This window comes from Pseudomonas morbosilactucae (genome assembly GCF_023241665.1).
In the GTDB taxonomy this organism is placed as follows: Bacteria; Pseudomonadota; Gammaproteobacteria; order Pseudomonadales; family Pseudomonadaceae; genus Aquipseudomonas; species Aquipseudomonas morbosilactucae.
Window position 1 is genome coordinate 142,900 of sequence record NZ_JALQCX010000011.1, and the last position, 19,830, is coordinate 162,729.

A 19,830-nucleotide genomic window follows, 5' to 3' on the forward strand; every position below is an offset into this window, starting at 1 on the left:
ACCAGCGCTTTAGCGGTATTTCGAAGCCTTGTTCAAGCTTCTATCGGTGGTCTTCTGACTCACCTGGCGCCCCGCAAGTAGCTGTTTAAATCGGCGCATGGGCAGCATCCTAGAGAAACGGGTAGGACAGTGTCAAGAATCTGCTGCAACGAAAAAGGCCCGCATTGGGCGGGCCTTTTTTGTTCAAACTCCGTGTTTACTTAATGATCGCGCCGTCCAGCGACAGCTTGCCAGCGCCTTCGAACAGGACAGCGATGGTGCCCCCCAGCAGAGCCAGGGCGAACTCATAACCGTTGTTGGCCATGAACAGGCCGTTGCTGATATGCACCGAGAAAATCGCCACCAGCAGCGTGAACGACAAGCCCAATGCCGCCGGCCGTGCCAACAGGCCGATGATCAATGCCAGGCCGCCGAAAAACTCCGTACCGCCCGCCAGCAATGCCATCAAGTAACCCGGCGCCAAGCCGATGCTCTCCATCCATTGCGCGGTCCCGGCCAAGCCATAGCCACCAAACAGTCCGAAGAGTTTCTGCCCACCGTGTGCGGCAAAAATGATACCGACAAAGATTCGCAAGACAGTCAAGCCATAGCCAGCGCGGGTGCTCAACAGCTTAGTGATCAGAGTGCTCATGGGGGTGTTCCTTGTGTTTGGAGAAGAATTGGTCGCCATACTAATCAGTTTTTATAATGATAAAAGCCGAAAAAACCCGTCAAAACAATCAGATTTATCGATTATTTGCGTGAGGCAACTTTTCTCTCCTGAGGCTCCAACGAGTCACGCTCCCGATCGAACGCCAAATAGTATTTATTGACGCTATTAACATAGCTGACCGCCCCCATTCCCACCTGCTCCATGGCGATGCGCTCCACCTGGAAGAACCACTGGTTCGGGTTCAAGCCCCTGCGCTTGGCCTCCGTGCGCATCCCTTGTACCCGCTCCGGCCCCATGTTGTAGGCCGCCAGCACAAAGGCCATGCGCTCGCGCTCATTCAGCTTGGGACTGGCGAAAAACTTGCGGCGAATCATCGCCAGGTACTTTGCGCCGGCCTGCACGTTGTTATCCAGGGACTGGATATTGCTCACCCCCACCCGCTGCGCCGCCGACGGCGTAATCTGCATCAACCCAGTGGGGCCGCTGCCGCTTTTGGCATTGGGTTGCAGCGCTGACTCCTTGAAGGCAAGCGCCGCCAGGTTCAACCAGTCCATACCCTGTTCACCGGCATGCTTCTGCAACACCGGACGCAGCTTCTCCAAGCGCTGGCGATCAGCCCGGGCCAACGGGTAATGCACTTGGTAAAGACGGCGGTAGATACGCAAGAAAGCCACGTCCAGGTCGGCCGGCGTTTTATAGGTCTTGAGGAAGCGGTCGATACTGGCACGCAACATTGACGCGTCACGCCGCACGAACCAATGCTCCTGCCCCGGCTCACTGATCTTCAGTTGCTTGTCAAAACGCAACTTGGGCAGGATCTTGCTCCAGCGCTCGGCAATCGGCTGCTCAACGATGGTCAGGTGGAATATCCCGCCCTGGACCATTTCCAGCACATCCTCGACCGCCAGGCTGGGATCGACCCACTCCACCTTGATCGGCGCCAACTTGTGCAGGGCCAGTTGTTGATTGAGCAAGCTCACAGAATCACCTGCAGCGCTGCCCGTGGTCAGCGCGAGGGTCTTGCCGGACAACTGCTCGACCCGGGTGTAACGACGCTCGCCCTTTTTCCCCACCAACAACAGTGGAACATTGCTGGCAATGGGGTCACTGGGACTAACAGCCTGCCCGGACTGAGCCTCCAGCAGTTCCCCGGGCGCTACCAGGTCGCCCTCTCCTCGCTGCAAGGCACCCAGCAGTTGGTCCTTGGCTTTGGGAATAATCTTGAGTTTGATGGCCTGGCCGTCACGGGCATACCCATTGAGGTATTGCTCAAAGGCCCTCAAGCGGTGGTACTCGACGCCAATGGCCTGGCCCTGGACCTCACCGGAGCTGTTGCGACTCTGATTGACCAGCACCCGTAGCACCCGGCTACTGCGAATCTCCGCCAGGTCGCGAACCTGGCCCGCCGCAATGACTTCCGGCGGGCCAGTCAAGCGCGCAACCGCAGGCAAGGGCAGCAGCCACGACAGGCACAGCACGAGTAAAACAGAGGGTCGGGTCATCCGCTCTCCGGAAGAATACGGGGTCAATCCTTCTTGCTTCTTGAAGAATTGCTCGAAAGAAACAGAGCGCCTGGAGCGCTGGCAACGTGCGAAAGACGGAGCGCGGCACGTGTGGATATCACAGGCAGTGCGTTCTTCCGGCAGCAACAGACAGCTTCAAGTCGTTGTAGTTCTTGGCTTTTCTTATAAATCCACAGCTCTGATATGCTTTCCGGCCGCAGGCGGAGGTAGCACCATGCAACTCATCGATATCGGCGTCAACCTGACCAACTCCAGTTTCGCCGAAAAACACCAAGCCGTTCTCGACCGAGCCTACGCGGCTGGCGTCTGCCAACTGGTCCTGACCGGCACCAGTATCGAAGGCAGCGAGCAGGCCCTGGAACTGTGCCTGCAACTGGACGAAAGCAACCAGCGACTGTTCTCCACCGCCGGTATCCACCCCCACTCCGCCAAGGACTGGAATGCCGACAGCGGCCGACGTCTACGTGGCTTGTTGAGTGAACCGCAAGTGCGGGCAGTGGGCGAATGCGGGCTGGATTTCAACCGCGACTTTTCCCCGCGCGCGCAGCAGGAAAAGGTCCTGGAAGAACACCTGGCCCTGGCCGTCGAGTTGCAATTGCCGGTCTTTCTCCATGAGCGCGACGCCAACCAGCGCATGCTGGAGATTCTGCGGGACTTTCGCGACCGCCTGCCGGCCGCGGTAATTCACTGCTTCACCGGTGAACAGCGAGCCCTGTTCAGCTACCTGGACCTGGACCTGCACATCGGCATCACCGGCTGGATTTGCGATGAGCGCCGAGGCACCCACCTGCACCCGCTGGTACGCGACATTCCTCGTGGACGCCTGATGCTGGAAAGTGATGCGCCCTATCTATTGCCACGCAGCCTGAGGCCCAAGCCTAAGAACGGGCGTAACGAACCGGCCTACCTGACGGAAGTCCTGCGCGAAGTGGCCCTGCATCGTAACGAAAGCCAGGAAGACCTGGCGGCCCACAGCACAGCGTGCTCACGAGCCTTCTTCGGTTTGCCAGAAATAGCTTGACCCATATCAAGATTCGTCTGACTGAGTAGCGGCAAAATAATGGCACCTTGCCAATACTGTTCCGCTCAATCAGAGAAGACCTTCCATGGGTGCCTGGCTTAGCAATATCTCGCTGAAGTACAAATTCTGGGCGGTCAATGCGGTCGCCTTTGTCACCACCCTGCTCCTGGTGCTGTACGCAGTACAGCTTGAACAACAAGCACGCAGCCAGGCTTCGCAACAATCCGCCCAGGCCCAGGCGCGATTGCTCAGTGCCTGGCCAAACGGGCAGCCCTTGCCCACTGCAGACCATCTGCTGAGCGTTCATCAGGGCCAGACACCCAGCCTCAACCAACAACCGCTCCCGGAACTGAGCACCGCCAAAGGCTGGGTCGAGCTCAGCTACATGCCGCTGTTCGGCGACAACCCGTTGATGGGTGCCGAAGTGGTCAGCCGAGCCGACGGTCAGCAGGTGGCGGTACTGGCTTACGGTCCTAGCCTGAGCCAGGTGTTCGGCGAACGTTTTGCCAACTATGCGGTGGCGGTGTTCATCCTTATGCTGGCGATGCTCGGGGCCTCCCAATTACTGATCCGCTTTCTCCTCAGCCAACTCAACACCCTCAAAGACGTGATGCTGCACGTGGAGAAAACCGGCGATCTGTCGGCCCGTGTCCCCCTAGCCTGCAAGGATGAAGTCGGGCAAATGGCCAACGCCTTCAACGCCATGCAGGCCGGTTATCAGCGGGTGGTCAACACCGTGGCCAACACCGCCCGGCAACTGGATCAAGGCGCGGCGCGCCTGGCCTCCAGCATGAACGAGGTGCGCCACGGCATGCTCGGCCAGCAAAGCGAGACCGATCAGGCCGCCACGGCCATCAACGAAATGTCCGCCACCGTCTACCACATCGCACAACACGCGGGCGCCACGCGGGACCTGTCAAAAACCGCCGATACCCTCGCCGGCAGCGGCCAGGAAGTGGTCAGCCGGGTACAAAAGTCCATCGCCGGCCTGTCCAGCGGGGTCCAACAAACCGCAGAAATGATTCAACGCCTGGCCGAAGACAGCCAGAAGATCAACAGCGTGGTCAGCGTTATCCACAGCATCGCCGAGCAAACCAATCTCCTGGCCCTGAACGCCGCGATCGAAGCCGCGCGAGCCGGCGAGATGGGTCGCGGTTTTGCCGTGGTGGCCGACGAGGTGCGAAACCTGGCCAAACGCGTACAAGCCTCCACCGACGAAATCACCACCATGGTGTCGGCGCTGCAAGCCGGAACCCGGGACGCGGTGGACTTCATGCAGGAAAGCTCGTTCAAAGCTGACGATTGCGTGCAACAGGCCCAAGAGGCGGGTGCAGCGCTGGCAGACATTACCGGTGCCGTGGCACAGATGCGTGAAAGCAATACTCAGATTGCGGTCGCCGCCGAGCAGCAAAGCCAGGTCGCGGAGGAAATGAATCGCGCGGTGGTGAGCATTCGCGATGTCACAGAAAACACGGTGCAACAGACCGTCAACTCGGCCACCACCAGCAACGAACTGGCGACCCTGGCCGGCGAATTGAGCAAAGCCATCGGTCAGTTGAAGCTGTAGCGGCATCCCACTCGCCCCGCTCTCTGTCAGGCGGCGCCTATGAACCCGATAGCCAGCCTTGATTCGTCGAGGCCACGGCGGCGAACTATTCTTGGCTCACGAGTTTTCATGAACTAAGGATGATCACCATGGGCAAACGTCACCCCAACCTTCCAGCCTGGCAATGGCGCGCCTACCCGGACAATCACCGCAACCCGACCAACCTGGTGTTGCACCTGATTGCCGTGCCGCTGTTCATCATCGGCTTCCTGTTGATTGCCTCGGGGATCTTCTCGTTGAGTTTCTTGAGCATTGCCATCGGGGTGGTCGGGTTGCTCGCTGCACTGGGTTTGCAGCGCCACGGCCACAGCCTGGAGGCGCAAGCAGCCGAGCCCTTCAGCGATCGCAAAGACGCCGTCCAACGCCTGTTGCTGGAGCAGTTCCTGACCTTCCCGCGCTTTGTGCTCAGCGGTGCGTGGTGGCGAGCCTGGCGCCAGCGCCACCACCGTTGATCAACGCCTCAGCCAAAAATCGTCACCGTCTGCCGGCTCAGGGCGATCAACTGGCCATCGGGACTCCACAAGGTGGCGGCGGTGTGCCCGTAACCGTCGCGGCCATGTTCGATCTCCACCCGATACTTGCACCAGTCCAGGGTGCTTAACGCCAACAAGGGCTGCACAAACTCAATGGTCCAGGTCAGGGTGCTGCCCGCCGCCGGCTTGGTCAGATGCGGCAACAGCGCCGGTGGCCAGGCATCCACCAGGGCCAGAAGATGGGCCTCGGTCAGCGGCTCCTCTTTGACGTCACCGCGCAAGCGCACCCAACCGCCCATCTCGCGGGATTGACTGCCGGTAAACGGCAGGTCGCCCAAGCCCCAGCGCATCGCCAGATGACGCAGGAACTCCGGGGTCACGCCCTTGATATAAGGCAGCTCCTGGCATTCATCCCAGTGTTTCATCGCAGGTGCAGGCAGCGCCGGAACCGTAACTTCGGACGGTCTTGAGGCACCAAAACTGCCTTGCACCAAGGTCACCACCTGCTCCTTCTGCATGACCCGTCCCAGCACTTGGCTGACTGCTTTGCCTTCGCGCAGCACGTCCACCTCAAAGCTCACCGGCACCTCCGGCTCCACCGGCCCGACAAAGGTAATCGCCAGAGAACGCAACGGCCGATCGAGCGGCACTTTGGCGCGCATCGCCTCGTACTGCAAGGCCACCACCAATCCGCCAAAACTGGCACGGCCCTGGGCCCACTCAGCCGGGATCGACAATGCCGATGGCTGGGCGCGAACAGCTTCGAGCAAATCGTAAAAGCGCATGCAAACCTCAAGGCAACAGAAGAAGACTCGGGGATCTTAACCAGCAGCGTACTGCCACACAGCCATTATTCCCGCCAAACCCGCGGACAGATAAGCCGAAGCGTCAGCGCTTGAAGCAATCGAGGCTGAGCCTGGCGAGGACCTTATCGGCACGGGCTTCGGCTTTGAGCATGGTGCTGCGCCAGACCGGCACACAGGGCAGCAGGTCGGGTTCGTGTTCGGCTCGCGCCAGCCATTGCCAGCAATCATGCCAATCCCCCAGCGCGCCTTGGGCGGCCTTGAGTCGGGACATGGCTTTGGCGGGCAACTGCCCCAGTTCCGGGTAGGCGTCAGCCGCGTAGCGCACGCGCTTGATCAACAAACGCAGGCGATGGCGATCATGGGCCGGGTCATGCAGGGTCTGGTCCAGGGCCCCCCACTGCTTGGCCAGGCGTTTTTCAATGCGCTGGCGCAAGCCTCGCAGTATCTTCTGGCGCTGCGCGGCCCGTAAGAATCGTGGAAACGCGTCCAACACCAAGAGCAATTGTGCCAACTCCGGCCCTTGCGCCACATTCGGATAGGCTTCGGCCATTTGCGCCATGCGCCGTGTGGCAGCCTCATGCTGGCCATGCTCATGCAGGTAGGCGGCCAGCACCTCTCGGTCGCGCAAAGGCGTGGTCACTTGGCCCACCGCCGACGCGGCTGCCTCCAGTTGCTCCACGCCCGGCAAACCACGCAACGGGCGCAACAGGCTGCGCAAGCGACGCACCGTAGTGCGCAAGTCATGCAGCGCTTCCGGATCGGTGGCCACCGCCAAACGCGCCTGACACGCCAACAAACGGACTTCCAGGCCCAGGACCTGAGCCACCAAACGATCAACCAAGGCAGACATTATTGACCCTCGAATCGAGCAATCCAGAGGACGGCTCCCTGCCGCCGCCCCAGTTGTCTCAAGAATGACACCGCAGGATGCCACAGCATTGCGCTGCGTCATAAAGGCCTGCGGAGCCCACAGCGTGAGTCCGAGGGCCGGCCCGCATCAGCGGCCGGCGCGGGATTCGCGAATGTAGAAGCGTGCTTTCTCGGCTTTCTTGGTGCAACCCTCGAAGGCCTCGAACTGCTGCTGGGTCTTGGCGCCGGTCAGCAACGACAGGGCTTTGGAATAGCTGACGGTGCCGGCGAAACCTTCGGCCTTGGCCAGGTCGAGCTCATGCCAGGCCGCGTCCAACTGGGTGCCGCAGCTGTCACGGTAGGCGGTTTTGCCGGCGCAACCTGCCAGGGCCAACGCAATCAGGGGTAAACAGATCCAGGCTTTCATCGATGACACCTCAAAAGAGCAAACAGTCGTAGAGCTTAAGACGGTGCCGACACTGAAAAGTGCCTAGCCCCTACAACGGAAAATCCAACTCGCCAGAGCATAGCCGGGCGATGGCATCGCCCCTAGAAAAACCCGCGCTGCTCGCGGCCGGGAATTGAACCCAGGCACCCAATAGGTGCATTGTTGCAAACTGATTGCCGAAGGGATGAGTCATGAAAAAGCGCGTTGCATTGGTCCTGGGCTCTGGCGGCGCCCGGGGATACGCCCATATCGGGGTCATCGAAGAAATCGAAAAGCGCGGTTACGACATTGCCTGCATCGCCGGCTGCTCCATGGGCGCAGTGGTGGGTGGGATCTACGCCGCCGGCAAGCTCAATGAATACCGGGACTGGATCGAAAGCCTGGACTACCTAGACGTGCTGCGCCTGGTGGATGTCAGCTTTCGCCTGGGGGCCATTCGCGGGGAAAAGGTCTTCGGGCAAATCCGCAAGATCGTTGGCGAAATCAACATCGAAGAGCTGCGCATCCCCTACACGGCCGTGGCCACGGACCTGACCAATCAGCAGGAAATCTGGTTCCAGGAGGGCTGCCTGCACCAAGCCATGCGTGCCTCGGCAGCGATTCCCAGCCTGTTCACTCCAGTGATGCAGGGCAACCGCATGTTGGTGGACGGCGGCCTGCTCAACCCACTGCCGATCGTGCCGGTGGTGTCCAGTCATTGCGACTTGATCATTGCCGTCAACCTCAACTCCACCAACCAGCGCCACTATCAACTGCCGGTCATCCAGCGCCCGCCGGCCTTCAAAAGCCGCTTCGACAGCCTGATCAACTCCCTCGGCTCGCACCTACCGTTCCGCCGCAAGCAGGCCGAGCAATTGTTGTTGCTCGAACAGGAAGCACTGAAGGCCCAAGCTGCCGATATCAACCCATGGATCGAGTCCGCCGAGCCCGAGGCCCAGCAACCGGCCGCAGCTCCGGAGTCCGAAGGCGCGCCGAAGTCGGCCAGTGGCTCGTTCATCATCGATAACGTCGGCCCGGCGTCCCTGCTGGACCTGATCAACCAGAGCTTCGAGGTGATGCAGACGTCATTGGCGCAGTACAAGATCGCCGGTTACCCCCCGGATATCCTGATCAACGTGCCCAAGCGGGTGTGCCGCTTCTTTGAGTTCTACAAGGCCCCGGAGCTGATCGCGCTGGGACGGGAAATTGCCCGCGATACCCTGGACCGCTACGAGAACGATTTGCCTTGAATGCACCGGCGGCCAGCCAGGCCCTGCCATGTTTTGCAGGCCGCGGAGAGCGGGTCATCAATGCCCTCAACCCTCGCCTGCCAACAAGCGGTAACCCACCCCCGCCTCGGTGACAATGAAGCGCGGCTGGGTCGGGTCATCCGCCAGTTTCTGCCGCAGATGGCCCACCACAATACGCAGGTAATGGCTGTCCTCGGTGTGGGTTGGGCCCCAGATATCCTTGAGCAATTGCTGTTGGGTGATCACCCGCCCCGGGTGCCGGGCCAACTGCGCCAGCACCGCATATTCCTTGCGGGTCAGAGCCACCTCGGCCCCGTCCAGCAACACACGGCGATAGGCCAGGTCCACAGTCAGCGGGCCCACTTGCAACGCCGCTTCCTGGGCCTCGCCCGCCGGTGCCTGACGCAACAAGGCGCGGATCCGCGCCAGGAATTCCTGAATGCCGAAAGGCTTGGTCACATAGTCGTTGGCGCCGCCGTCCAGGGCTTGGACCTTCTGCCCTTCGCTGGCCCGCACCGACAGCACCAGCACCGGCACCGCGGACCACTCGCGAAATTCACGCAGCACTTGCTGCCCGTCCATGTCCGGCAGGCCCAGGTCGAGCACCAGCAAGTCCGGTTTGTTCAGCGCCGCCTGGGCCAGGCCCTCGGTACCGGTACCGGCTTCCAGCACTTTGTAGCCCTGGGAGGCCAGGCTGATGCGCAGAAATTTGCGAATCTGCGGTTCGTCGTCGATGACCAGGATGGTCGCGATCTGGCTCATGGTGTGAATTCAACGCTGATAGAGGGCTGCAGAGTAGCGCAGCCAGCGGTGACACGGAGCTTGGCATTCAAGGTTCGCCCTCCAGCCCGGGCTGGGTCGGCAAAGGCAGGTGCAAGGTGATGCAGGTGCCATGACCCTCAATGCCGTCGCCAACACTGATGTGCCCACCATGGGCACCCACCATGCCCTTGCAGATGGCCAGGCCCAGCCCCGTACCTTGCCCACCCCGATCACCTCGCGCCGCCGTATAGAACATGTCGAAAATCTTGCTGCGCTCCTCGGGCGGAATTCCTGGCCCCTCGTCACTCACGGCAAAGCACAGTTCGCCGTCAGCGGCCGCGACCCGCAGTTGCAAGCGCCCTTGGACCGGGGAGAAGCGTGCGGCGTTTTCCAGGACATTGACCAGCGCCTGCTCAATCAGCGCGGCATGCACATAAAGCAGCGGCAACGCGGCTGGCACCTCGGTCGTGACGTGCAGGGGCGCCAACACCGCTCGCAAATGGCCCAGGGCGCTGCCGACAATGTCGCCGGGGGCCACCCAATCGCGGGCCAGCTTCAAGGCGCCGTGGCCCAGGCGCGTCATGTCCAGGAGGTTCTGGATGTAGCGATCCAGGCGCTCGGCTTCATCCCGGGTGCCCTCCAGCAGTTCGCGACGATCCTCCAGGGGAATCGCCTCGCCCAGGGCCAGCAGGCTGTCGATGCTGCCGCGCATCGAGGTCAATGGCGTGCGCAGATCATGGGACACCGAAGCCAGCAAGGCGCTGCGCAACTGTTCGGTTTCCCCATGCAGACGGGCCGCTTCCAAGTCTTCGGCCAGTTGCGCCCGGGCCAGGGCCTGAGCCAAGGGCTGGCTCAGGGCAGTCAGCAGGCGCCGCCGCTGACCACTGAAGGTCTCGCCCTCTTTGGGGCAGACACCCAGCAACCCCAAAGGTCCGTCCTCCACGGACAACGGCCACCACCACCAGCGCCCGGAAGGCAGGGTTCCGGTGCCCAGCCCGGCGGGCTGATCGTGCTGCCAGGCCCAGTCCGCGGCCGCCCGCTCCGACTCGGAAAACACCAAGGGCCCACCGGTTTCCACCTTCCAGCCACCTTGGCCGTCACGGTTGAGCAGGCAGAGCTGCATCTCCTCCCAGCCATTCAAATGCTGGGCGGCGGCGCTGATGACGGCTTGCCGATCCGTGGCGGCAGTCAACTTGCGCGACAGGTCCAGCAATTCGCTGGTTTCTTCCTGGGTATCACGCAGGGCCTGCAACTGCCGGCGCTGTCGCGCGGCAAGGTTGCCGGTCAGCGCCGCCATCATCAGGAAGAACAACAGGGTCAGGACATCCTCTTCGCGCTGGATGGAAAACGAGAAGTTCGGCGGGATAAACAGAAAGTCATAGGTCAGGAACGACAGCGCCGCACAGGCCAGGGCTGGGCCCAGGCTGCTGCGCACCGCCACCAGCAACACCGCGGCGAGGAACACCAGGGAGATATTGGGCAACGGCAGGACACTGGCCACGCCCCAGGCCAGGGCACTGGCCAAGGCCGTCGCCACCAGGGCCAGGGCGTAGTCAAACCAGACCGGGGAAGGTCGCACCCGCAGCCCCGGGGCTTGCTGTTGCAGTTCCGTGTCGAGGACGTTGATTTCCAGGCCCCGTGCATGGCGCAGCAGGCGCTCCGCCAACCCCCCACCGAACCAGCGACGACGAAAGCGTTGCCGCGACTGGCCCACCAGCACCAGGCTGGCGCGGCGCTCAGCGGCGTGTTGGATCAGGGTTTTCGCCACCTCGCCGGCGCGCAACAGCACCACCTCGCCACCCAGGCGCTCGGCCAATTGCTGGGCAGCCTGCAGACGCAAGCGTGACTGCTCATCGGCCGCCCGGCCGTTATCCACGTGCACCAGACTCCAGGGCAGGTGACGCCGCTGGGCCACCCGGCTAGCGTGACGCACCAGGCGTTCGGCCTGGTCATCGCCGTCCACACCCACCAACAGGCGGCCACGAACCGCCGGTGCCGCCTGCCCCAACTGGCGATAGCCCTGGGCCAGATCGTTATCAACCTGGGCCGCCGCCGTCTGCATGGCCAACTCACGCAGGGCCGTGAGGTTGGTCTGTGTGAAGAACGCATCGATGGCAGCCCGCGCCTGCTCCGGCACATAAACCTTGCCATCGCGCAGGCGCTCCAGCAGTTCCCGCGGCGGCAGGTCCACCAGCAGCAACTCATAGGCTTCTTGCAGGACCCAGTCGGGCAGGGTTTCCCGCACCTGGACACCGGTGATCCCGCGCACCTGGTCGTTGAGGCTTTCCAGGTGCTGGACGTTGACCGTGGTGAATACATCGATGCCGGCGGCGAGCAGCTCCTGGATATCTTGCCAGCGCTTCGCGTGGCGGCTGCCCGGGGCGTTGCTGTGGGCCAGTTCGTCCACCAGCACCAGGCTTGGCCGCGCTTTGAGCAGACCGTCGAGGTCCATCTCTTCGAGCATCACGCCGCGGTATTCGGAACGCACCAAGGGCTGCTGAGGCAAGCCGCCCAACAGGGCTTCGGTTTCCGCCCGGCCGTGGGTTTCCACCACCCCGGCCAGGAGTTTCACCCCCTGGCGCAATTGGGCGTGGGCCGCCTGGAGCATGGCGTAGGTCTTGCCGACGCCGGGGGCGGCGCCCAGAAAGACTTTGAGTCGACCACGACCGTCCCGGGGCAAATCAGCTAACAGCGCATCGGCGCGGTCGGAATCACTCATGCCATTCTCTCTCTGAACTCAAACCTATCCATCCTGCTGCGAGCCTGTGGTTACCTGTGTAGCGCAAGCCTGTCCGCACCTACAACGCTAGCCGTTGCAACGCCATGTTCAGCGCCAGCACATTGACCACCGGTGGCCCCACCAACGGTTGCTCAGTATGGGCAGCGACCAGTTGCTGCAAGGTCGCTGGCGGCAGGTTACGCGCCGCGGCGACCCGCGCCAGTTGATAGTTAATCGCTGCGGGAGGCAAGTGCGGATCCAGACCGCTGCCCGACGTGGTCAGCAACGCCAGGGGCACCGGCCCCTGACCGGGTACCTGCAACTTGTTGGCGTCGTCGATCACCCGCGTGGCCAGGGCCGGGTTGCTCGGCGCCAGGTTGCTGGCACTGCTGGATACCGTCGCAAAGGCCCCCGCCGAAGGACGCGGGTGAAACCAGGCATCGCCGGTAAAATCCTGGGCGATCAGGGCCGAGCCCCGCACCTTGCCGTCGGCATCTCGCACCAGGCTGCCATTGGCCTGATCCGGGAACGCCACCTGGGCCACACCCGTCACCACCAAGGGGTAGACCACGCCAGTGATCAGGGTCATCAACACCATCAGGCTCAAGGCCGGACGCAATACGCTAGACATCTCTCAATCCTCGATTCAGTCAGTCCCTGCAAGAGCCGGCGAACCGGCCCCTGCAAAAAGGGTTACACCAGATGCAGTGCGGTGAGCAGCATGTCGATCAGCTTGATGCCCACGAACGGCACCACGATCCCGCCCACGCCATAGATCAGCAGGTTGCGCCGCAGCAGGTGCGCCGCACTCGCCGCCTGCACCCGCACACCGCGCAGGGCCAGGGGAATCAGCACTACGATGATCAGGGCGTTGAACACAATGGCCGAGAGAATCGCACTCTGCGGGCTGCTCAAGCCCATGATGTTGAGCACGCCAAGCTGTGGATAAATCGCCGCGAACAGGGCCGGCAAAATGGCAAAGTACTTGGCCACGTCGTTGGCAATGGAAAAGGTGGTCAGGGCGCCACGGGTAACCAGCAGTTCCTTGCCGATCTGCACCACGTCCAGCAACTTGGTCGGATCGCTGTCCAAGTCCACCATATTGGCGGCCTCGCGGGCGGCCTGGGTGCCGTCGTTCATGGCCATGCCCACATCCGCCTGGGCCAGGGCCGGGGCGTCGTTGGCGCCGTCACCGCACATGGCGACCAGGCGCCCGTCGTTTTGCTCATGACGAATCCGTGCCAGCTTCTTCTCCGGAGTGGCTTCGGCCAACACGTCATCCACTCCCGCTTCAGCGGCGATGGCCGCAGCGGTCAAGGGGTTGTCGCCGGTGACCATCACCGTACGGATCCCCAGCTTGCGCAGCTCGGCGAAGCGCTCACGAATCCCGGGCTTGACCACGTCCTTGAGGTGGATGGCGCCCAACAACCGGCCCTCGGCACACACCAGCAACGGGGTGCCGCCACTCTGGGCAATCTTGTCGATTTCCCGCGACAGGGCCGGCGCCAGGTCGCTGCGTTGCTGGCCGACGAAGCTGAGTAGCGAATCCACCGCCCCCTTGCGGTAAACACGGCCTTGGTAATCCACCCCCGACAAACGGGTTTCGGCGCTGAACGGCACACCAATCAATGCATCGGCACCCGGCTCAGGCTGTGGATAAAGTCCGCGCAGGTAGTCAACGATGGATTTGCCTTCCGCCGTGTCGTCGGCCAGGGATGCCAACAAGGCGCCTTCGGCCATCTCCTTGGCGGTCACGCCCGGGGCAGCATGAATCGCCGCACAACGACGGTTGCCAAAGGTGATGGTGCCGGTCTTGTCCAGCAGCAACACGTGCACGTCCCCCGCCGCTTCCACCGCTCGGCCGGACTTGGCGATCACGTTCAGGCGCACCAGGCGGTCCATGCCGGCGATGCCGATGGCCGACAGCAGGCCACCAATGGTGGTAGGGATCAGGGTCACCAATAAGGCCACCAGAAACACCAACGGCAGGCTGCCGTTGGCGAAGTGGGCGAAGGGCTGCAGCGTCACGACCACCAGCAGGAAGATCAGAGTCAGGCCGATCAGCAGGATGTCCAGGGCCACTTCATTGGGGGTTTTCTGGCGTTTGGCGCCCTCCACCAGCGCAATCATGCGGTCCAGGGTCGACTCCCCCGGGTTGGCAGTGATCCGCACCAGCAGCCAATCGGACACCAGCCGGGTGTTGCCGGTGACGGCCGAGCGGTCGCCCCCGGACTCACGAATCACCGGCGCAGATTCGCCGGTGATCGCTGCCTCGTTGACCGCCGCGATGCCTTCGATGACTTCGCCGTCACCGGGGATCATCTCCCCGGCCTCAACCCGCACCACATCGTCTTTGCGCAACTGAGCGGCCGGGACAATCTGGAAGCCACCATCGGCTTGCCGACGCCGCGCACTGAGGCCCTCACTGCCCGCTTTAAGGCTGTCGGCACGAGCCTTGCCACGACCTTCGGCCAAGGCTTCGGCGAAGTTGGCGAACAGCACGGTGAACCACAGCCACAGGGCGATCTGCGCCGCGACGAAGGTCGGCACCGCGGTGTCGGGAATAAAGCACAGCACGGTGGTGAGGATCGCCGTCAGCTCGACCACCAGCATCACCGGCGAGCGTTGCAACTGGCGCGGGTCGAGTTTGACGAAGGCTTGCACCAACGCCGGGCGCCAGAGCGCTGCGATGGAGGTTTTCTGTTGCTCGGAGGCGCCGTGCCTGGCGTTGGCGCGCTGGCCCTCGGCAACCTGGGAAGCGGCCTTGTTCGAGGCTGGAATCTGCATATTCATGTTGGAATCCTCAGAAGCCCATGCTCAGGTGTTCGGCGATCGGGCCCAACGCCAGGGTCGGCAGGAAGGTCAAGCCGCCCACCAGCAAGATGGTCACCGTCAGCAACGCCACGAACAGCGGGCCATGGGTGGGAAAACTGTTCTGGCCGATGGGCGCGGTTTTCTTCAACGCCAGGCTGCCGGCCAGGGCCAGTACCGGAAGGATGTAACCGAAACGGCCAATCAACATGCCCAACCCCAGCATCAGGTTATGAAAGGGCGTGTTAGCGCCAAAGCCGCCAAACGCCGAACCGTTGTTGGCACTGGCAGAGGTGTAGGCGTAGAGCAACTGGCTGAAGCCGTGGGCCCCGGGATTGCTGACTGCGGCCACCGGCCCAGGCAGGCTGGCGGCAATCGCACCCAGCACCAGCACGCCGATCGGCATCACCATCAGGGTCAACACCAGCAGTTGCACTTCCTTGGCCTGAAGCTTCTTGCCCAGGTATTCGGGGGTACGACCGATCATCAAGCCGGCCAGGAACACCGCGATCAGCACGTTGAGCAACATGCCGTAAAGACCGGCCCCAACACCGCCGAAGATCACCTCGCCAACCATCATGTTGATCAACGCCACCATTCCGCTGAGGGGGTTGAGGCTGTCGTGCATGCCGTTGACCGAACCGTTGGACGCCGCCGTGGTGGTCACCGACCAGAGCACGGTGGCGGTGGTTCCGAAGCGCGACTCCTTGCCTTCCAGCGGCGCCGCTTGCTCGACCGCCGGGTTATTCAGCGCCGGGTTGGGCTGGTATTCGGCCCACAGCGAAGTGGCACCGCCAATCAGGAACAAGGCCAGCATGCAGGCGACGATGGCCCTGCTCTGCCGCAGGTCTTTCACGTAGTGACCAAAGGTGAAAACCAGGGCCACCGGAATGAGGATGATCGAGGCCAGTTCGAACAGGTTGCTCCAGGCGGTCGGGTTCTCGAAGGGATGGGCCGAGTTGACACCGAAAAAGCCCCCGCCATTGGTGCCCAGTTGCTTGATCGCAATCTGACTGGCTGCCGGCCCCAACGGGATCACTTGATCGGCGCCCTGCACCGTCAACGCATTCACATACTGGGCAAAGGTTTGTGGCACCCCCTGCCAGACCAGGAACAGCGCCAACAGCAGACACAGAGGCAACAGCCCATAAAGAGTGGCGCGAGTCATGTCAACCCAGAAGTTGCCCAGGGTCTGTGCCGAACGCCGGCCGATACCGCGACACAGGGCCACCAGCACCGCAAGCCCGGTGGCAGCGCTGACAAAGTTCTGCACCGTCAGGCCGGCCATCTGGCTGAGGTAGCTCAGGGACGCCTCACCGCTGTAGGACTGCCAGTTGGTGTTGGTCATGAAGCTGACCGCCGTGTTGAAGGCCAAGGTCCACTCCTGGCCCGGCAAGTGCTGCGGGTTGAGGGGCAGGTGATCTTGAAACAACAACATCGCGAACAGCAGGAGAAAACCTGCAAGGTTGAACGCGAGCAAGGCAAGGGTGTACTTCTGCCAGCTCTGTTCAACCTGCGGATCAACCCCAGCCAGCCGATAACAGCCCCGCTCCACAGGGCCGAGCAACGGACTCAGCCAGGTGCGCTGCCCCTCCATGACCAGGTAATAAAAACGCCCCAGGAAAGGGGCCGGCAATAGCACCAGGGCAAAGAAGGCGAGGATCAGCCAATAGTCATTACTGTGCATAACCGCAGCTCCTAGTTCCGATCCGCGCGCAACAGCGCAACCAGTAGATAAACGAACAGCCCCACTGCCAGCAGCAGTGACACCCCGTCCAGAACACTCATGGAATTTCTCCGTCGTACGGCGATTGCCGCGTGTAGGGGGATTGTCCCCAGGAGCGCCGTAAAGGAACGAGAGCGAGGCCGCGCACAGGCCATAAAGAAAGCGTAAAGACTGGCGGCATTGCACGGCCTGTCAGCGATCTGAGAGCGATGGGCGTTGATCACGATGCCCCTGAGCGTTGCATGCCCCTGCACCACGCTGAGCGATTTTTCCTGAGAAATAGCGCTGAACATCCTCGATACGACAGCTTTCCAGCCTTTGCGACGCTTTTTTGCGGACTGGCACAGCCGATGCAGAGCCCCTTTGGAGCACTTCAAACCGTTCAGGGAGCAACCGATGAACACACAACTAAAACCCACCTTGGGGACGTTGCATTTATGGGGCATCGCGGTCGGCCTGGTGATCTCCGGGGAATACTTCGGCTGGAGTTATGGCTGGGGCGTCGCCGGGACACTGGGCTTTCTGCTCACGTCACTGATGGTCGCGGCCATGTACACCTGCTTTATCTTCAGCTTCACCGAACTGACCACGGCGATTCCTCACGCAGGTGGCCCATTTGCCTATAGCCGCCGGGCTTTCGGCGAAAAAGGCGGGCTGATTGCCGGGCTCGCGACCCTGATTGAATTCGTCTTCGCCCCGCCGGCCATCGCCCTGGCCATCGGCGCCTACCTGAACGTGCAGTTCCCCGCCCTGGACCCAAAGCACGCTGCGGTTGGCGCCTATTTCGTGTTTATGGGCCTGAACATCCTCGGGGTGAAACTGGCCGCCACCTTTGAGTTGGTGGTGTGCATGTTGGCCGTGGCCGAACTGCTGGTGTTCATGGGAGTGGTGGCGCCAGCCTTCAGCTTCAGCAATTTCGCCCTCAATGGCTGGGCCGGTTCCGATACGTTTGGTGCCCCGGCGATTGCCGGCATGTTTGCTGCCATCCCCTTTGCCATCTGGTTCTTCCTGGCCATCGAAGGCGCGGCAATGGCCGCCGAAGAAGCCAAAGACCCTAAACGCACCATTCCAAAGGCCTACATCAGCGGCATCCTGACCCTGGTTTTTCTGGCGATGGGGGTGATGTTCTTCGCGGGCGGCGTGGGCGACTGGCGGACCTTGTCGAACATCAACGATCCCCTGCCCCAGGCCATGAAAACCGTGGTAGGCGACAGCTCCGGCTGGCTGCACATGCTGGTGTGGATTGGCTTGTTCGGCCTGGTGGCCAGCTTCCACGGGATCATCCTTGGTTACTCACGGCAATTCTTCGCCCTGGCCCGCGCAGGCTACCTGCCGGCCTCGCTGGCCAAGTTATCGCGATTCCAGACCCCGCACCGCGCCATCATTGCCGGCGGGCTGATCGGTATCGCGGCGATCTACAGCGACGGCCTGATCAACCTCGGCGGCATGACCCTGACCGCAGCGATGATCACCATGGCGGTCTTCGGCGCAATCGTGATGTACATCATGAGCATGCTCAGCCTGTTCAAGCTGCGCAAAACCGAACCTGAACTGGAACGCACCTTCCGCGCTCCAGGCTACCCGCTGGTACCGGCCATCGCCTTGGTCCTGGCCGTGGTGTGCCTGGTCGCCATGGCTTGGTTCAACACCCTGATCGGCCTGATTTTCCTGGGTTTCATGGCCGCAGGCTTCGTCTACTTCCAACTCACTGCCCAGTTGCGTGCCGATGCGCCGGCAGACGCCATGTTGACCGGGCTGTAAACCGCGCCAAAGCGGGGCCAAAGGATCAGGCATACAATGGAACCACTGTGAAATACCTTCACTCAAAGTGGTACAGGCAGGCCCGCGAGCGAACCCCTTCGCCACCCGGCCTGCTGTTAAGGAGAGCCCTATGCCCTGGTATGCCTGGTTGATTCTGGTGATTGCAATCGGTTCGATTGTCGGCGGCTTGATGATGTTGCGCGACACCGCCAACAAGGTGGAACTGACCGATGAGCAACGTAAGCGCGTGGCCGAACGCAACGCACAAATGGACGCCAAGGAAGCGCAAGACCGTTAACCTGCAAAGCCCCTGGCTGCAATGGCCAAGGGGCTTCTGGATACTTCAAGGCAAGGCTTGAAGCTTTAACGACAGTCCAGATACTTGAACAACGTGTAACGCACAAGACGCTTAAACGGTTGAAGGCCGGTCATTGACCGGCCTCCGCCCAAAAGCAACGCTCCGTCAATTGACCTCGAGTTTGTCCCGGTTGCGCTCCAGGAGCGTCTTGCCAATGCCTTTGACCTCCAGCAACTCATCTACGGAGGCAAAAGGCCCATGACTATCGCGATAGTCGACGATTGCTTTGGCCTTGGCCGCACCAATACCGAACAGCTCACGCTGCAGCGTCGGCAAATCTGCGGTGTTCAGGTTGACCTTGTTTACCCGGTCGGCGGCAGTGGGCGCCTCGATCACGGCGGGGCTTGTCTGAGCCGAAACAGCAGGGGCCGCGTTAACGACCAGGGAAGTGCTGGCCAACAGAGCGAAGATCAGCGAGGAAAAATAAGGGATACGCATAGGTGACACTCCATGACATCGATTGGGAAAGCAACTTTTCCAAAGCTGCCTCCCAAACCTAGGTGATGCCACGGGCAAGTCAAAAACCACTGAGTTACAGCTTATGTAGGCTCAAGGTTCCAAACGGCGCTGCTGATGAATCCAGTCGACAATTTCCCCGTCAGGCGAGTACCCGCTGACCGTTTCCCGAAGCAACTGACGAACCCTCGGATAGTCGTCTTGATCAATGGCAGCAAGGAGTTCGCTCAACTTAGCCTTCAAGACCTCCCACGGCAGGTGATCTTCGTTGGCGCTCATGATCATTGGGTGCTGAGTGGCAGAAACCTTGTCGCCAATCAGTAACTCCTCGTAAAGCTTTTCACCAGGGCGCAGGCCGGTGAACTCAATGGCGATATCGCCTTGCGGATTCTTTTCCGAGCGCAGGCTAAGTCCGGACAGATGAATCATTTTCTCTGCCAACTCGGCTATTTTCAACGGCTCGCCAATGTCCAAGACAAATACGTATTCGCCCCATCGAGCCAACTTGGATGACCAGTTGCTTCGCTTCGGAAATGGTCATGAATTAGCGAGCGGCACGATACTTGAAGTTACTAATACGTAAACTGCGAAGAGCGGAAATGTGCGGATGTTGAGTGAGATATTTTCACG

At 61.6% G+C, this 19,830-nt stretch carries 18 protein-coding genes and 1 pseudogene; 6 read left to right on the forward strand and 13 right to left on the reverse strand.

Annotated features, from left to right (window positions below; translation table 11 throughout):
- Window positions 1-196: 196 nt before the first annotated feature.
- Both M1B35_RS07225 and M1B35_RS07230 read right to left on the reverse strand, forming a co-directional pair.
- Window positions 197-631 (reverse strand): DoxX family protein, encoded by a 435-nt coding sequence (locus M1B35_RS07225; RefSeq protein ID WP_268261596.1) that lies wholly within the window; start codon window positions 629-631, stop codon window positions 197-199.
- Window positions 632-732: 101 nt separating this feature from the next.
- Window positions 733-2,154 (reverse strand): MltF family protein, encoded by a 1,422-nt coding sequence (locus M1B35_RS07230; RefSeq protein ID WP_123328259.1) that lies wholly within the window; start codon window positions 2,152-2,154, stop codon window positions 733-735.
- A 235-nt stretch (window positions 2,155-2,389) separates the two neighbouring features.
- Here M1B35_RS07230 and M1B35_RS07235 point away from each other — a divergent pair, with 235 nt between their 5' ends.
- The 3 genes from M1B35_RS07235 to M1B35_RS07245 all read left to right on the forward strand — a co-directional run bounded on the left by M1B35_RS07235 (window position 2,390) and on the right by M1B35_RS07245 (window position 5,254).
- Window positions 2,390-3,196: a TatD family hydrolase gene (locus M1B35_RS07235; RefSeq protein ID WP_123328260.1), complete on the forward strand. Its 807-nt coding sequence runs from the start codon at window positions 2,390-2,392 to the stop codon at window positions 3,194-3,196.
- 85 nt (window positions 3,197-3,281) lie between these two features.
- On the forward strand, window positions 3,282-4,763 hold the full coding sequence (locus tag M1B35_RS07240; RefSeq protein ID WP_268261597.1) for a methyl-accepting chemotaxis protein: 1,482 nt from the start codon (window positions 3,282-3,284) through the stop codon (window positions 4,761-4,763).
- Between the two features lie 128 nt (window positions 4,764-4,891).
- Complete coding sequence (locus tag M1B35_RS07245; RefSeq protein ID WP_268261598.1) at window positions 4,892-5,254, forward strand: terminase; 363 nt, start codon at window positions 4,892-4,894, stop codon at window positions 5,252-5,254.
- Between the two features lie 8 nt (window positions 5,255-5,262).
- Here the strand turns inward: M1B35_RS07245 and M1B35_RS07250 are convergent, their stop codons facing one another.
- The 3 genes from M1B35_RS07250 to M1B35_RS07260 form a co-directional block, all read right to left on the reverse strand.
- Entirely contained in the window at window positions 5,263-6,060 is a 798-nt protein-coding gene (locus M1B35_RS07250) for an acyl-CoA thioesterase (protein ID WP_268261599.1), read from the reverse strand.
- Between the two features lie 103 nt (window positions 6,061-6,163).
- The gene (locus M1B35_RS07255; RefSeq protein WP_268261600.1) at window positions 6,164-6,931 is read right to left on the reverse strand and encodes a CHAD domain-containing protein; all 768 of its coding nucleotides are present in this window, start codon (window positions 6,929-6,931) and stop codon (window positions 6,164-6,166) included.
- Window positions 6,932-7,078: 147 nt separating this feature from the next.
- Window positions 7,079-7,357 (reverse strand): hypothetical protein, encoded by a 279-nt coding sequence (locus tag M1B35_RS07260; protein ID WP_123328264.1) that lies wholly within the window; start codon window positions 7,355-7,357, stop codon window positions 7,079-7,081.
- Between the two features lie 212 nt (window positions 7,358-7,569).
- On the opposite strand from M1B35_RS07260, the gene M1B35_RS07265 reads away from it, so the two are divergent.
- Window positions 7,570-8,607 carry a patatin-like phospholipase family protein gene (locus M1B35_RS07265; protein ID WP_123328265.1) on the forward strand — a complete coding sequence of 346 codons (1,038 nt, stop codon included), beginning with the start codon at window positions 7,570-7,572 and terminating at the stop codon, window positions 8,605-8,607.
- A 66-nt stretch (window positions 8,608-8,673) separates the two neighbouring features.
- Here the strand turns inward: M1B35_RS07265 and M1B35_RS07270 are convergent, their stop codons facing one another.
- From M1B35_RS07270 to kdpF, 6 genes are all read right to left on the reverse strand, one after another.
- A complete protein-coding gene (locus tag M1B35_RS07270) occupies window positions 8,674-9,369 on the reverse strand; it encodes a response regulator (RefSeq protein WP_123328266.1) in 696 nt (231 codons plus the stop codon).
- 67 nt (window positions 9,370-9,436) lie between these two features.
- Window positions 9,437-12,088, reverse strand: a complete 2,652-nt coding sequence (locus tag M1B35_RS07275; protein WP_268261601.1) for a sensor histidine kinase — start codon at window positions 12,086-12,088, stop codon at window positions 9,437-9,439.
- 79 nt (window positions 12,089-12,167) lie between these two features.
- Complete coding sequence (gene kdpC / locus M1B35_RS07280; RefSeq protein WP_268261602.1) at window positions 12,168-12,719, reverse strand: potassium-transporting ATPase subunit KdpC; 552 nt, start codon at window positions 12,717-12,719, stop codon at window positions 12,168-12,170.
- A 62-nt stretch (window positions 12,720-12,781) separates the two neighbouring features.
- On the reverse strand, window positions 12,782-14,881 hold the full coding sequence (gene kdpB / locus M1B35_RS07285; protein ID WP_268261603.1) for a potassium-transporting ATPase subunit KdpB: 2,100 nt from the start codon (window positions 14,879-14,881) through the stop codon (window positions 12,782-12,784).
- A 10-nt stretch (window positions 14,882-14,891) separates the two neighbouring features.
- Entirely contained in the window at window positions 14,892-16,586 is a 1,695-nt protein-coding gene (gene kdpA / locus M1B35_RS07290) for a potassium-transporting ATPase subunit KdpA (RefSeq protein WP_268261604.1), read from the reverse strand.
- Between the two features lie 11 nt (window positions 16,587-16,597).
- Complete coding sequence (gene kdpF, locus M1B35_RS07295; RefSeq protein WP_123328800.1) at window positions 16,598-16,687, reverse strand: K(+)-transporting ATPase subunit F; 90 nt, start codon at window positions 16,685-16,687, stop codon at window positions 16,598-16,600.
- Window positions 16,688-17,021: 334 nt separating this feature from the next.
- On the opposite strand from kdpF, the gene eat reads away from it, so the two are divergent.
- Together eat and M1B35_RS07305 are read left to right on the forward strand one after the other, a co-directional pair.
- Complete coding sequence (gene eat / locus M1B35_RS07300) at window positions 17,022-18,386, forward strand: ethanolamine permease (protein ID WP_268261605.1); 1,365 nt, start codon at window positions 17,022-17,024, stop codon at window positions 18,384-18,386.
- 130 nt (window positions 18,387-18,516) lie between these two features.
- Window positions 18,517-18,684, forward strand: a complete 168-nt coding sequence (locus tag M1B35_RS07305; protein ID WP_123328272.1) for a DUF2897 family protein — start codon at window positions 18,517-18,519, stop codon at window positions 18,682-18,684.
- 165 nt (window positions 18,685-18,849) lie between these two features.
- Here the strand turns inward: M1B35_RS07305 and M1B35_RS07310 are convergent, their stop codons facing one another.
- On the reverse strand, window positions 18,850-19,182 hold the full coding sequence (locus M1B35_RS07310) for a ComEA family DNA-binding protein (protein WP_123328273.1): 333 nt from the start codon (window positions 19,180-19,182) through the stop codon (window positions 18,850-18,852).
- A 111-nt stretch (window positions 19,183-19,293) separates the two neighbouring features.
- Window positions 19,294-19,744 (reverse strand): annotated as a pseudogene (locus M1B35_RS07315) (polysaccharide biosynthesis protein); the annotation flags it as partial.
- Between the last annotated feature and the right edge of the window lie 86 nt (window positions 19,745-19,830).

Excerpts from the sequence above, each read along its gene's own strand:
- M1B35_RS07225 (WP_268261596.1), bottom strand. The coding sequence starts at position 631 with ATGAGCACTCTGATCACTAAGCTGTTGAGCACCCGCGCTGGCTATGGC.
- M1B35_RS07260 (WP_123328264.1), bottom strand. The coding sequence starts at position 7,357 with ATGAAAGCCTGGATCTGTTTACCCCTGATTGCGTTGGCCCTGGCAGGT.
- M1B35_RS07230 (WP_123328259.1), bottom strand. The coding sequence starts at position 2,154 with ATGACCCGACCCTCTGTTTTACTCGTGCTGTGCCTGTCGTGGCTGCTG.
- M1B35_RS07245 (WP_268261598.1), top strand. The coding sequence starts at position 4,892 with ATGGGCAAACGTCACCCCAACCTTCCAGCCTGGCAATGGCGCGCCTAC.
- kdpF (WP_123328800.1), bottom strand. The coding sequence starts at position 16,687 with ATGAGTGTTCTGGACGGGGTGTCACTGCTGCTGGCAGTGGGGCTGTTC.
- kdpB (WP_268261603.1), bottom strand. The coding sequence starts at position 14,881 with ATGAATATGCAGATTCCAGCCTCGAACAAGGCCGCTTCCCAGGTTGCC.
- kdpC (WP_268261602.1), bottom strand. The coding sequence starts at position 12,719 with ATGTCTAGCGTATTGCGTCCGGCCTTGAGCCTGATGGTGTTGATGACC.
- M1B35_RS07305 (WP_123328272.1), top strand. The coding sequence starts at position 18,517 with ATGCCCTGGTATGCCTGGTTGATTCTGGTGATTGCAATCGGTTCGATT.
- M1B35_RS07310 (WP_123328273.1), bottom strand. The coding sequence starts at position 19,182 with ATGCGTATCCCTTATTTTTCCTCGCTGATCTTCGCTCTGTTGGCCAGC.
- eat (WP_268261605.1), top strand. The coding sequence starts at position 17,022 with ATGAACACACAACTAAAACCCACCTTGGGGACGTTGCATTTATGGGGC.
- M1B35_RS07275 (WP_268261601.1), bottom strand. The coding sequence starts at position 12,088 with ATGAGTGATTCCGACCGCGCCGATGCGCTGTTAGCTGATTTGCCCCGG.
- M1B35_RS07255 (WP_268261600.1), bottom strand. The coding sequence starts at position 6,931 with ATGTCTGCCTTGGTTGATCGTTTGGTGGCTCAGGTCCTGGGCCTGGAA.
- M1B35_RS07250 (WP_268261599.1), bottom strand. The coding sequence starts at position 6,060 with ATGCGCTTTTACGATTTGCTCGAAGCTGTTCGCGCCCAGCCATCGGCA.
- M1B35_RS07265 (WP_123328265.1), top strand. The coding sequence starts at position 7,570 with ATGAAAAAGCGCGTTGCATTGGTCCTGGGCTCTGGCGGCGCCCGGGGA.
- M1B35_RS07240 (WP_268261597.1), top strand. The coding sequence starts at position 3,282 with ATGGGTGCCTGGCTTAGCAATATCTCGCTGAAGTACAAATTCTGGGCG.
- M1B35_RS07235 (WP_123328260.1), top strand. The coding sequence starts at position 2,390 with ATGCAACTCATCGATATCGGCGTCAACCTGACCAACTCCAGTTTCGCC.
- kdpA (WP_268261604.1), bottom strand. The coding sequence starts at position 16,586 with ATGCACAGTAATGACTATTGGCTGATCCTCGCCTTCTTTGCCCTGGTG.
- M1B35_RS07270 (WP_123328266.1), bottom strand. The coding sequence starts at position 9,369 with ATGAGCCAGATCGCGACCATCCTGGTCATCGACGACGAACCGCAGATT.